The 10,942-nt window shown below is 69.6% G+C and carries 12 protein-coding genes; 6 read left to right on the plus strand and 6 right to left on the minus strand.

The genetic code is table 11. The features are described 5' to 3' along the window. Positions 1–3: 3 nt before the first annotated feature. The 3 genes from EIZ44_RS08265 to EIZ44_RS08275 all read right to left on the minus strand — a co-directional run bounded on the left by EIZ44_RS08265 (position 4) and on the right by EIZ44_RS08275 (position 2,860). Positions 4–759: an IclR family transcriptional regulator gene (locus EIZ44_RS08265; RefSeq protein ID WP_134728153.1), complete on the minus strand. Its 756-nt coding sequence runs from the start codon at positions 757–759 to the stop codon at positions 4–6. Between the two features lie 62 nt (positions 760–821). After that, a complete protein-coding gene (locus EIZ44_RS08270; RefSeq protein WP_205673072.1) occupies positions 822–2,273 on the minus strand; it encodes a PH domain-containing protein in 1,452 nt (483 codons plus the stop codon). Between the two features lie 74 nt (positions 2,274–2,347). Continuing rightward, positions 2,348–2,860 (minus strand): PH domain-containing protein, encoded by a 513-nt coding sequence (locus EIZ44_RS08275; protein ID WP_199817936.1) that lies wholly within the window; start codon positions 2,858–2,860, stop codon positions 2,348–2,350. Between the two features lie 174 nt (positions 2,861–3,034). On the opposite strand from EIZ44_RS08275, the gene EIZ44_RS08280 reads away from it, so the two are divergent. Continuing rightward, entirely contained in the window at positions 3,035–3,949 is a 915-nt protein-coding gene (locus EIZ44_RS08280; protein ID WP_134728155.1) for a proteasome assembly chaperone family protein, read from the plus strand. Positions 3,950–4,294: 345 nt separating this feature from the next. On the opposite strand, the gene EIZ44_RS08285 is transcribed toward EIZ44_RS08280, so the two are convergent. Then, positions 4,295–4,714 (minus strand): MarR family winged helix-turn-helix transcriptional regulator, encoded by a 420-nt coding sequence (locus tag EIZ44_RS08285; protein WP_037817063.1) that lies wholly within the window; start codon positions 4,712–4,714, stop codon positions 4,295–4,297. An 83-nt stretch (positions 4,715–4,797) separates the two neighbouring features. On the opposite strand from EIZ44_RS08285, the gene EIZ44_RS08290 reads away from it, so the two are divergent. Both EIZ44_RS08290 and EIZ44_RS08295 read left to right on the plus strand, forming a co-directional pair. Continuing rightward, the gene (locus tag EIZ44_RS08290; protein WP_134669808.1) at positions 4,798–5,217 is read left to right on the plus strand and encodes a PaaI family thioesterase; all 420 of its coding nucleotides are present in this window, start codon (positions 4,798–4,800) and stop codon (positions 5,215–5,217) included. 46 nt (positions 5,218–5,263) lie between these two features. Continuing rightward, positions 5,264–6,145 (plus strand): class I SAM-dependent methyltransferase, encoded by an 882-nt coding sequence (locus EIZ44_RS08295; protein ID WP_240691242.1) that lies wholly within the window; start codon positions 5,264–5,266, stop codon positions 6,143–6,145. Here the strand turns inward: EIZ44_RS08295 and EIZ44_RS08300 are convergent. Beyond that, positions 6,135–7,115 carry an MCE family protein gene (locus EIZ44_RS08300; RefSeq protein WP_167754038.1) on the minus strand — a complete coding sequence of 327 codons (981 nt, stop codon included), beginning with the start codon at positions 7,113–7,115 and terminating at the stop codon, positions 6,135–6,137. The genes EIZ44_RS08295 and EIZ44_RS08300 overlap by 11 nt on opposite strands. Before the next feature lie 270 nt (positions 7,116–7,385). On the opposite strand from EIZ44_RS08300, the gene EIZ44_RS08305 reads away from it, so the two are divergent. Together EIZ44_RS08305 and EIZ44_RS08310 are read left to right on the plus strand one after the other, a co-directional pair. Continuing rightward, the gene (locus EIZ44_RS08305; protein ID WP_037715467.1) at positions 7,386–7,580 is read left to right on the plus strand and encodes a hypothetical protein; all 195 of its coding nucleotides are present in this window, start codon (positions 7,386–7,388) and stop codon (positions 7,578–7,580) included. A 1,108-nt stretch (positions 7,581–8,688) separates the two neighbouring features. Continuing rightward, complete coding sequence (locus tag EIZ44_RS08310) at positions 8,689–9,144, plus strand: hypothetical protein (RefSeq protein ID WP_205673073.1); 456 nt, start codon at positions 8,689–8,691, stop codon at positions 9,142–9,144. Positions 9,145–9,154: 10 nt separating this feature from the next. Here EIZ44_RS08310 and EIZ44_RS08315 read toward each other — a convergent pair whose 3' ends face one another. After that, a complete protein-coding gene (locus EIZ44_RS08315; RefSeq protein WP_134728158.1) occupies positions 9,155–10,207 on the minus strand; it encodes a reverse transcriptase family protein in 1,053 nt (350 codons plus the stop codon). Between the two features lie 250 nt (positions 10,208–10,457). On the opposite strand from EIZ44_RS08315, the gene EIZ44_RS08320 reads away from it, so the two are divergent. After that, positions 10,458–10,901: a MarR family winged helix-turn-helix transcriptional regulator gene (locus EIZ44_RS08320; protein ID WP_235146747.1), complete on the plus strand. Its 444-nt coding sequence runs from the start codon at positions 10,458–10,460 to the stop codon at positions 10,899–10,901. The last annotated feature ends 41 nt before the right edge of the window (positions 10,902–10,942 follow it).

Raw genomic sequence — 10,942 nt, forward strand, 5'->3', positions numbered from 1 at the left:
CGGCTACACGGAGTACTCGGAAATCGCTTTTGCGATCTGCCCTGCGTAACCGCGCAACGCCATGATCGCCCGTTCGCGCTCCGCGTCGCCGATGCGGGTGGCCGGCCCGACGAACGTCAGCACGCTCGGCCGGTGCCGGTCGACGTCGACGGGCACCGAGCAGCACCACACGCCGTCCTCGATCTCGCCCCAGCTCTGCACGTAGCGGTTGGCCAGCGCGTCCTTGAGGTCGTCGCGCACCTCGGCGCCGCGTTCCGCGGAGATCCGGGCGACCTGGCGTTCGCGTTCGCCGTCGGGAAGGAGGGCGAGCAGCATCTTCCCGGTCGCGCCGACGCCGAGCGGGATCGAGTGCCCCGGCTGGAACGTGAACCGCATCGGGCGGTCGCATTCCACCCGGTCGCTGCACACCGCGACGTCGCCGAAGTGCTGGAACAGCAGCACGGTCTCGCCGAGTTCGCGCACCGCCTCCTCCATCAGCGGCCGCGCCACCCTGGCCAGGTCGTTCGCGAGCCGGGCAGCGCGCGCGAGCGGCATGACCCGGCTGGTGAGGTGGTACCGCCCGGACCGCGACTCCTCGAGCAGCTGCAGCTCTTTCAGCAACTGCACGTAGCGGTAGGTGGTGGCGACCGGGCTGCCGACCACCTCGGCGAGTTCCGCCACGCTGGCCTCCCAGCGCTGTTCGGTGAACGACAACAGCAACTGGAGCACTTTCCGGGAACTGTTGGCGCCGGCCGTGCGACGGAGTCCGGGTTCAGACATCCTGAAACCTCTCCGTAGGAGCACCGAATTCAGTCACGAACGCGTCGGTAAATTACCACAGGTCAAGGTTTTTCTGACACAGCAAGAAACGGCGTGAGCAATCCGGGAACGGCGGCGTCGGCGAGCGCGAGCCCGGCGCCCTGCTCCACGTCGAGCACGCGGTAGTGCCCGCGGCCGGCGGCGACCGGGGCGATGACGGTGACCAGCCCGGCCCGCCGCTGGAACAGCGACTGCTGCACGACGATCCCGGTGAGCCGGTCACGCCGGACCGCGACCGTAGCCCTGGCCAGCGACCCGGAACGGGTCACCAGATACCGGCCGGTGATCGCGTGGCCGAGCGAGCGGTACCGGTCGAAGCCGGCCAGCACCGCGAACGGCAGCAGCACCAGCGCGGCCTGCCACGGCCATTCCGGCAGGACATCGAGCCGGGCCAGCGCGAACAGCGCGGCCGAAAGCGCCAGCACGGCGAACACGGCGCGGGTGATCCGGCGGGTCAGCGCGCGCCGCGAATGCCGCACGAGGGGGACATTGGCGAAGTCCTCGCCGAGCACCTCGCTCGCGATCTCCCGGGCTTTCCCGGCAGGAGCCGGCGGCAGCAACAGGCCGCCGCCGCGGTCCGCGCCCTTGCCCTCGCGCAGTCCGGCCGCGACCGCGACGCACTTCGCGCCGCCGACCATCCGCAGCGGCAACGGTTCCTTGATCTCGACGCCGCGCAACCGGTCTTCCTCGATCGACACCGACCGCGTCGTGATCAGCCCGCGCCGGATGTGCAGCGTGCCGCCGGGTTCGCGGGTGAGCCGGAAGTTCCAGAACGACAACACGTATCCGCCGACCGACAGCACCGACACCAGCACGAGCAGCCCGGCCGCGGCCAGCACCACGGTGAGCCACACCGGTTGTTCGAGCGCGCGGGCGGTGAGGTCGCGGAGCGGCCCGAAACTCGTCGGATCGAAGTGCAGTTCGTGCGCGAAGTGATAGACCGTGCCGAGGATCGCGGCGACCACCGCGAGTCCGGACAAGGTGAACGGTGCGTAGCGCACCCAGCGCTTGTCGACCTCGGCGACGAGCGACTCGGGCGGTTGCGCCGCTTCGGTTTCCGCCGGTTTCCGGTGCAGCAACAAGGTCCGCAGCCGCTGCGCTTCGGCGCGGGTGACCGCGTCGAGCACCAGTTGGTCCTTGCCCGGACCTTTTCCGTGATCATGGCGTCCGGTACCGATTCGTACCGCAGACAGCGAGAAAAGCCGATGTTTCGGTTCCGAAAGCACGTCTACGGTACGGATTCGATCGAGCGGAATCGCGCGTTGCTTGCGCAGCAGCAATCCGGTGTGCCATTCGATCTGGGTCGCGGTGACGCGATAGCGCGAGGTGAGGCAGTGCGAAATGCCGACCCCGATCGTCACCGCGGTGGCGACGAGACCGATCCACTGCCAGTAGTTCCCGTGGCCGAGCACCAGCGCGCCGACGAGCACCGGCAGCGACTTCACCAGGTCGAGAACCGGGCGGATCAACAACATCCGGCGATCGAGACGATGCCAGGGGGCGTCGCCGGCGCCTTCGGCCGAGACGGGTGCGGAGGGTGCGGTCGCGTTCACGTTGCGTCCCCGCGCACGGCCTGGGTGGTGCGGGTCAGCTCGTCGGCGAGCGCGACCGCGACGTCGCGGTCGAGTCCGGAGATGCGCAGCGGCCCGGCGGCGGACGCGGTCGTCACGGTGAGCCGGGCCAGCCCGAACAGCTGCTCCAGCGGGCCGCGTTCGACGTCGACGGTCTGGATCCGCGAGATCGGCGCGATCCGCCACTCCTGCTTCAGCCAGCCGGACTGGGTGTAGACGGCCTCGCCGGTGACTTCCCAGCGGTGCACGCGGTAGCGCCACTGCGGCATGACGAGCAGATGCAGCGGGGTCAGCACGCAGGAGAGCAGCAGCGTCACCGTGAGCCACGACGGCGGGTCGTCCGCGGTCGCGACCACCACCGCCTGCACCGCGAGCACGAGCAGCCAGCCCGCCCCCGCGGACGCCGCCCAGTGGCCGATCGCCCGGCGGCTCACCCGGTGTTCGGGCGGGCGCAGCCGCAGTTCAAGCGTGGTGGATTCCTCGATGTTCACGTGCTCAGAGTGCCTGAGCGCGGGGGTCGATGCCCACGACAAGTGTCACGATGCCCCGATCCGGGGTGGCTGGTGAGTGCGGGGCGTTACTATTTCGGCCGCGCGCGGGATGGATTCGCAGCCGGGCCGCGTTGTATCGCGTACGTCCGTGCAAGCGAGCAGCAGGAGGATCCGGTGGGACTCGATCCCGAGGAACTGTACGAGGTGGACTCGGACGTCCCCGACCTGGACGGAGCGGTGCTTCTGCACTTCTTCGAGGGCTTCATGGACGCGGGGTCGGCCGGGCAGCTGGTCACTGACCACCTTGCCGGCGAGGTGGAGAACCGGGTCATCGCGCGGTTCGACGTCGACCGGCTCATCGACTACCGGTCGCGCCGCCCGTCGATGATCTACGCGGTCGACCACTGGGAGGAATACGAGGCCCCCGAGCTGGTCGTGCGCCTGCTGCACGACGACGACGGCATCCCGTTCCTGCTGCTGTCCGGCCCTGAGCCGGACCGCGAATGGGAGCTGTTCGCGGCCGCCGTGCGGCAGCTGGTGGAGCGCTGGGGCGTGCGGCTCACCGTCGGGTACCACGGGATCCCGATGGGCGCCCCGCACACGCGCCCGCTCGGCGTCACCGCGCACGCGACCCGCGAACACCTGGTCGGCGAGCACCAGCCGCTGCCGAACCGCATGCAGGTCCCGGGCAGCGCCGCCGCGATGCTGGAGTACCGCTTCGGCGAATGGGGCCACGACGCGATGGGCTTCGCCGCGCACGTGCCGCACTACCTGGCGCAGTCGACCTACCCGGCCGCCGCGCTGACGATCCTCGACTCGATCGGCAAGGCCACCGGCCTGCGCCTGCCCGACGGCGAACTCCGCACCGCGGCCGAGGTGGCCAAGGCGGAAATCGACCGTCAGGTGGCCGAATCCGAGGAATCCGCCGACGTGGTGCGCGCGCTGGAACGTCAGTACGACACGTTCACCGAAGCGTCCGGGCACAGCCTGCTCGCCGAATCGCAGGAACACATGCCGACCGCGGACGAACTGGGCTCGCAGTTCGAACGATTCCTCGCCGAACAGGGCGGGGACGGCTCCGAACGCTGAGCCGCGAGGTAAGCAACGCCTGCGGACCGGACCGTCTGCCAAGCCCACCAGAGCCGGGCCGCCATGATCGCCACACCGGACATGGTGCGGCCCGCACGTTGCCGCGAGGCTGCGGGGGCGCGTGTGGCGGGTGACATCTGGTGAAGCTAGCCGGTGCGTTGGGCGGCCTGGCACCCGGACCGGCCCCTAACGCTGCCCGGCGCGCTTCCGCGACTGTGCGTGAGGGGGCCCCTCAGGGAATCTGATTCCGTCAGGGTTCCCCTCACGCACAGTCGCGTCGCGAGGAGGCGCACCGGCCAGCGGGTTCACCCAGCGTGCGCCGTATGAGCGTGGCTTGGGGCCGAGTCAGCCCGGCCAGCCAGCGAGATACCGCAACGCCTCGCTGGTCGGCCCGAACGCGTCCCCGAGCAGCGCGTGCAACTCGCGGTTGAACGACTCGATCACCGGCCGCAACCGGGCGATCGTCGCGTTCCCCTCCGCCGTCAGGTCCAGGACCAGCGCCCGGTGCTGTTCCGGATGCTGCTGCCGGACGATCAGCCCCGCGTCGACCAGCCGTCCGGTCATCGCGGTGATCGCCGATTCGCGCTGGCCCAGCTCAGTGGCCAATTCCCGCTGGGTGAGCCCGGGCTGGTCGTGCACCGCGAGCAGAGCGCCGAGCTGCGCGGTCGTCACGCCGCCCGCGGCGAGGCAGCGGCGGTCGCCCTCGACGCGCAGCCGGTGCGCCGCGCTCTGCAGCAGGAAGAAAAGACGTTCGTCGGCGGCCATGCGGGGATCTTGACAGTGTTCTCTCCGCGCCGCCATCCTCACTTCACTACTGAAGTACTTCACTACTGAAGTGAGGACTGAAAATGGACATAGACTTCGCGCGCGCCGGGCTGGCCGCGCAACCGTTCAGCGTTCTGCTCGGCGCGCGGATCGAGGAATTCGGCGACGGACGGGCGGTGCTGGAACTGGACGTCCGCGACGACCTGCGGCAGCAGAACGGCTATCTGCACGGCGGCGTCCTCGCCTACGCCGCCGACAACGCGCTCACCTTCGCCGCCGGAACCGTGCTCGGTCCGCAATTGCTGACGAGCGGCTTTTCCATCGACTACCTCGTGCCCGCGGACGGCGTGCTGCTGCGGGCGGAAGCGACGGTCGTCCAAGCAAGCCGTTCGCGGGCAACGTGCCGCTGTGATCTGTACACAGTGGACGGAGAAGGAAACGCGACGTTATGCGCGGCGGCACAAGGATCCGCGGTGGTCAGGCGGTCGGCGGCTTCCGGGTAGACCGGGCAGTTCGGACGGGTTTCCGGTTGTCCGCTATCGTCCCGGGATGAACCAGGAAAGCCAAGATCGGCTGACGACAAGGACTTTGGGCCCTGCGCTGCGCCGGAAGGCCGGCCTGGTGCTGCGCCGGGCCGCGGCCCGCCTGCACGATCCCCACGCCGAGCAGATCACCGAACTGCGCGCGGAATTGCGCGCGGAACTGGAACGGACGCGCGAGGACCTGCGGTCGGAGGTCGTTAGGCAGGGCGACCGCCTGCTGGACCGCGTGGTCGAGTTCGAGATCCGCAGCCGTCGCGACATCGTGTACGCCGGCGATCAGGACGCGGCGTTGGAGAGCAACGTCTTCGCGCGCGAAAGCCTGATCGGGGCACAGCATTTCGGCAGCCCGAAGGAAACACTGGAATATGCGCTTTCCCTCGCGCCCACCGGCGGGATGGCGCTGGAGTTCGGCGTCGCGTCCGGAAACACGTTGCGCACCATCGCCGCCGCGCGCGAGGCGACCGAGGTGTACGGCTTCGATTCGTTCGACGGCCTGCCCGAAGCGTGGCTCAACGGCATGCCCGCCGGTGCCTTCGCCCGCGACGATCTGCCCGACGTGCCGGGAGCCGAACTCGTCGTCGGACTGTTCTCCGACAGCCTGCCCGGATTCCTCGAGAAGCACTCCGGTCCGGTCGATTTCGTGCACGTCGACGGCGATCTCTACAGCTCGGCGAAGACGGTGCTGGACAACGTCGGCCCGCGGCTGCGCGTCGGCAGCATCGTGCACTTCGACGAGTTCTTCAACTTCCCCGGCTGGAAACGGCACGAGTACCGGGCGTGGACCGAGCACGTCGAGAAGACCGGCGTCGAGTTCTCTTACGAGGCCTACACGTACAACGACAACCAGGTCACCGTGCGGATCACCGGCGGGCCGGGGCTCATGGACTGAAGCAGCCGTGCTCGTTGACCGGTCCGATCGCGGGAAGGATCAGGCCGCACAGGTAACCGTCGATCCATCGGCCGTTGCCGGTGAGATTCGCGGCGAAGCGGACGAGCGGGGCCAGTTCGCGGATTCCGTCCGCGAGCGAGACGCGGTTTCGTTCGAGCAACGCGGTGAGCTGGTCGAGCTGGGCGAGCACCGGGCCCAGTTCGCGGTCGTTGTCGGCGACGAGTCCGGACACCTCGCTGCTCAACCGGCGGGCTCCGTCGAGCAGTGACTGAATAACCGATTCGCGTTTCTGTACCTCGTCCAGCAGCTGGTTGCCGTCGGTGAGAAGCCGGGTCAGCTGGGTGTCGCGGTCGGCGAGAGTGGCGGAAACCGTGCGTGCCTGAGCCAAAAGGTGAGCCAGTTTCGTATCGCGGGCGGAGAGGGAATCGGACAGCCGCGACAGTCCGGTCAGCGTGGCGCGGACGTCGGCCGGGGTGTGCGCGAACGTGTCGGAAATGGCGCGGAAGCTCTGTGAGAGCTGAGTGGTGTCGATGGCGTCGACGGTCGTGGCCAGCTGCCGGAACGCGGGCAGGACGTCATACGGAACCGTGGTCCGGTCGCGCGGAATCGGAGTGTCCGGATCGAGCGACCCGACGCCGACCGGATCGAGCGCGAGATACTTCTGCCCGAGCAACGTTTTGATCCGGATCGACGCGGATGTCCGGTCCCCGAGCCACGCCCCCGACACCCGGAACGACACCCGGACGGACGCGCCGTCGAGCGAAACCTCCGACACCCGGCCGACTTTCACCCCCGCGACCCGCACGTCGTTGCCGGTCTGGAGCCCCGCGGCCTCGCTGAACTCGGCGGCATACGCCGTGCCGTCGCCGATGATCGGCAGATTCGGCGCCTGGAGCGCGGTGAGGACGCCGAGGACGAGCACGGTCAACCCGACGAGAGCGGTGCGCACGGGGCGCCGGTCGGGATGCACAGCGTGGATAGTGGCTCGCCCGGCCGGGTGAGGCCACTCACGCCACCCGAATGGGCGCTTTCCCGCTGTGTCCACTTAGGACGCTTGGACTTCCCGCCCTGCGCACGGCCCGTTTCCGGCGTCGCACCCGGCGGCTCCCGTCGTGTGCCATTCTGGCCTGACTGGCTGACGTGACCGGAGTCATCGGAACATCCGGTGCGGGTCGGCCGTTGAAGGGGTGTGCAGGGAGCGCGGACAACCCGCGCCCACGCCGATCGGGGAGGAGCCACCATGCGAGACCTGACCACCGGATTGCACCCGGCGCCAGACCTCGTGGACGACACGGACGCGGCCCGGCAGGAGGAACGCCGCCGCAAGGCAGCGCTGGCCGTCGCGTCGCGGGCCAAGGACGCGCAGGAATGCGCCCTGCTGCTGGACATGCTGGGGCTGCACGCCCCCGGCGGCAGCCGCACCGAGGTCGCCTGAGGCGCTCCGGTTCCGCCGGGTTGTCCCGAGGTTCCGGGGGAAGACGCCGCTGCCGGTGCGGGCCGGTCGCGGGATTGTCTGATGCGCCAGCCTGGCCCTGGGGAGGGCTGGGCTGGCCGCCGCCGGGTTCTGACGGGCTGGACGGCCCGGCGTTCGATGCGGGGGTTTCGACACTGGCGGGTGGGGTAACCCCGCCGGGAGTTCGGTCAGCGACGGGCTGACCGGGCGGTTGAGCGCGCCTGGCGACCTTGCGGGGCTGCAGCTTGGCTGAACGACCATCGGTGCCCGGTGCCCGGTGCCCGGTGCCCGGTGCCCGGTGCCCGGTGCCCGGTGCCCGGTGCCCGGTGCCCGGTGCCCGGTGCCCGGTGCCCGGTGCCCGGTGGGGGTTGCGTCTTTGCCTGAGCAACTCAGTTCCCGACGGGATCTGGCGGGGTTGGATCGTGCCTGAGCAAACTCAGCCCTGGCACCGCAAACTTCTTCACGTTGCCGGGCCGCCAATTGGCCGCCACTAGCTTCGCCCGCTCTCCGTGTCGCCCGGCTGCCGCGTGCCGGACCTCTTCCGCGCGCAAGCCTTCCCTCCCAACGCTTCATCGCTCGCCTGAGAGCAGCCCACCGCCCCGATCCCGCGCCCCCGACTGCGCCAAACGGGTGAAATCGAGCCCGTAAATCAAACCCGAAAACCATGCCGCCCAAGGCAACCAAGACACGAACCGCCCGGAGGCCCGCTCCGCTTGCAGGCAACAAGCCCTTGCCATGAAAGCGTTTCGCAATCACCACCCCGCCCACGCGCGGGTGTCCACTAAGGCCAGTCACCCAAAGAATGCGGATTCCGCAGCAACCCGACCCATCTGCACCGGCAACCCGACCCAAGCCGCGAGTCCGTTGCGGAAACCGGCCCACGCCCCGAATTCCCGTCAACCACCCAGAGTGGCCCGATTCCTGAGGCACAACAAGGATTCCCGGACTTGCGCGGTCGGGTACTGTCGATGCCCCCGGGTGATATTTTGCTCCGAACGGCTGAGTGTCGCCGACGTATCTGTCACCCTGGTGGAGCATCCTGTACCGGGAAGCGGCCTGGGTCGGGACCGGGCGCAGGGGAGGAAACGCTGTGCAGAACCTGTGGGAAGACGAATATCTCATTCGGCAGCAGCGAGCTCTGGCGGAAATGGTGCGCCTGGGGCGGCGGAAGCGCAGTTTTCAGCTGGCGGAACATCTGGCGGCGGAGGGCGGGGTGTACCGGTCGGACGTCCTGGCCGTGACGGCGCTTTTCCTTGCCTGCCAGGCGGTTCGGCGGGGTGACGCGGCGGCCGTGCAAAGGTTTTCGAGCGCGTTTCGCCGTTGTGAGCGAAGCAGCATGGATCTTGCTCGGCAGCTCATGCGTTTGGAAGCGGGCCGGGAACAGGGATGGCTTCCCCGGGTGCATTATGACGAGCTTTTTTCCTACGCTTGGCGAGAAAACCGGCCCGACATTCTGGTCAAAGCCTCGATGATTCAGCCGCGGGATGTTCCGGCGGCCGGATGGTGGGCTGAGATGGAGCGGAATCTCAGCCTGTTATCGGTCTGAACCGGCGCGTTCACGACCAGTCGATCCGGTCGAACAGGCCGCGCAATTTCGTGCCGCGGGTCGCGTTCGTGGCGCTGACCCACGCGATCCGGCCCAGCAGGTGCGCGCGGAAGTCCGGGTGCTCCGCGCGGTTCTGCGGCGCCGGGCCGGTGCGGGCGCAGTTGTGCAGTAGGGCCCGCAGTTCGTCGTACTCGGCGCGGGCGACGGCCGGAGCGGCGTTCACCACCAATCCGGCGACGCGCTGTTGCCGGTAAGCCGGTTTCACTGACGTCTTGTCGTCGCGCAGGCGGAAGCCCTCGTCGGTCACGATCCGCCGGACGCCCGGCAGCAGCCGGTGCAGCGGCAGGCTCGCGTCGCCGGAGAAGGCCAGATCGTCGGCGTAGCGGGTGTAGTTCGCGCCCAGCACGTCGGCGAGGCCGGAGAGCCTGCGATCCAGGTGATGGGTGACCGCGTTGGCGACCGAAGGCGACGACGGCGCGCCTTGCGGGAGGTGCGTGCCGGCGAGATGGCCCAGCATGGCCGATCGGGCGGGCGCGGAGCGCAGGACGTCGACCGGCGTGCGCGTCGTAAGGATCCCGGCGATGGCGGCCGCGACGGCAGGCGGGTAACCGGCCAAGTCGAGCAGCGACCGCACCCGCGTCGCGGTCACGGTCGGGAAGAAGCCGGCCAGATCCAGCCGCACCACCATGTCCTGCCCGGAGTGCGGACGGGCGCAGGTGTGGATCGAGCGGCCGCGGCGGAAACCGTGCGCGGCCTCGTGGACCGGCAGCGCGTCGAGGACGTGCCTGCGGACCCGGCGCTGCACCTCGGCCAGCCGGGGTTTCGGCTGTTCGATGAGCCGCGCGCCGCCGGTGGACGTGGGGATCCAGCGGTAGCGGTAATGCCGCAGCACCGGCCGGGACCGCCGGTGCCAGCCGCGTTCGTCGGCGAACCAGGACAGTTCGCCCGGCGTGAGGTCGAGGGCGGCGGCGCATTCGTCGAACGTGGTCCACCGGGCGACCGGCCATCGCCACACCGGCATCGGTTCGAGCAGCGACGCGGAGGCGACTCGTTCTCCGTTCATCCGCGCTGTCTCGCACGCGGAGCGTGCCGCCGCTGCGCGGGGCGCTGTGGGTACGTGTCGTGCTGCTCCCCGGGGTTGCCCCGGAGTGGGTGGTGCTCCACCGGCTCACCTCCGCGTCGCCGGACCCCACCCTAGCCAAGATCACCGACAAAACCGGCGCCCGGGGAGGAACCCCTGGTGACCGAACACACCCTTGACCTGAAGCCTTGTCTATAGCAACTTTTGCACTATGCAAGGTTTGTCGGATGACGTGGCCGATCTCGAGCGGCTGACTCGCGTGCTCGTGGCCGTGGCCTGGGACAGCGCGCACGCCGCCCCGCGCGGCGTGACCTTCCCGCAGGTGCGATTGCTGGTGGTGCTCGACAGCCTGGGACGCGTGCCGTGCTCCCGGCTCGCCGAGGCGATGGGCGTGAACGCGTCGTCGGTCACCCGGCTGGCCGACAAGCTCGAGGCGCACGGGTACGTCGTGCGCGGCGAGGACGAGCACCGCCGCACGGTGGTGACCATGGAGGTCACCGCTGCCGGGCGTGAGGTCGTCGCCGGGGTCGTCGGCCGACGCCAGCGCGCGTTGTCCGAACTGCTGACGGAAATCCCGGCCGCGCGGAACGAGGCGGTCTCGACCGCGGTCCGCGACCTGGTCCTGGCGGCGGAATCGGCACCGGGCGTGCCCACGGCGGGACCGGGCCGGCTGTGAAGGTTCCAGCGCGGGCCGCGCACCTCGGCGACTTCGCAGTC

The sequence above is a fragment of the Amycolatopsis nivea genome (assembly GCF_004522235.1).
GTDB lineage: Bacteria > Actinomycetota > Actinomycetes > Mycobacteriales > Pseudonocardiaceae > Amycolatopsis > Amycolatopsis nivea.